Raw genomic sequence first — 335 nt, 5'->3', positions numbered from 1 at the left:
TGATCTGGCCCCCTGAAAACGGACGCCATGAAGCCGTTTCAGGCGGCAGCCCGGAGCTGCCGGGCGTAGTTGTTAGGCGAGTGGTAGCCCAGCGCCGAGTGTAGCCGGGCTGGATTGTAGAAGCCGTGGATGTAAGCAGCGATGGACTGGCTGGCTTGTTCCCTACTGGCGTAAGGCTCGGCAGCCTCTTCTGTCTTGAGCGTCGCAAAGAAGCTCTCGGCCACCGCGTTGTCCCAGCAATTGCCAGGCCGGCTCATGCTTTGGACCACGTCATGGGACTGCAGCAGCTGGCGAAACTCGTTCCCCCAGTACTGCCCACCACGATCTGAATGGAA

At 60.9% G+C, this 335-nt stretch carries 1 protein-coding gene; it reads right to left on the bottom strand.

The features are described from left to right. Positions 1-38: 38 nt before the first annotated feature. Positions 39-335: integrase core domain-containing protein (locus tag ABGA94_RS11080; RefSeq protein WP_375367280.1), on the bottom strand; the 297-nt coding region annotated here is incomplete at its 5' end.

The sequence above is a fragment of the Stenotrophomonas sp. 3diitr2024 genome (assembly GCF_042136455.1).
Lineage (GTDB): Bacteria > Pseudomonadota > Gammaproteobacteria > Xanthomonadales > Xanthomonadaceae > Stenotrophomonas > Stenotrophomonas sepilia.
This window is presented reverse-complemented; position numbering and strand designations above follow the sequence as displayed.